Source organism: Aquirufa beregesia, from assembly GCF_011090385.1.
Taxonomy (GTDB): Bacteria; Bacteroidota; Bacteroidia; order Cytophagales; family Spirosomataceae; genus Aquirufa; species Aquirufa beregesia.
In genome coordinates this window covers 1-259 of the sequence record NZ_SEWW01000056.1, presented here as the reverse complement: position 1 = coordinate 259, position 259 = coordinate 1, and the positions used below count along the sequence as shown (strand labels likewise).

1 protein-coding gene is annotated in these 259 nt (G+C 44.8%); it reads left to right on the top strand.

Going from position 1 to position 259, the window contains the following annotated elements; translation table 11 throughout:
- On the top strand, positions 1-259 hold a 259-nt coding region (locus tag EWU23_RS13875), incomplete at both ends, for a hypothetical protein (protein WP_166233208.1).

The following is a 259-nucleotide window of genomic DNA, read 5'->3' as shown; positions in this document are numbered from 1 at the left end:
GGCAACGGCTTCTGTGGTCTTGTACCAAGCAGAGAGTGCTTTGATAACAACGACCGATGGAACGATTAATGCGACAGGTAATTCACATGAATTATCGGTAACGGTATTGCCAGCCACTTTCAGCAAATTAGTGGTGAGCTTGGCGAGTCCACAAGTGAATGGCACAGCCTTTACAGGAACCAATACCTTAACGGCCCAAGATGCTTATGGAAACACGGTAACTAGCTTTAATGCGAACGCGAATAATATTACAGTAAGT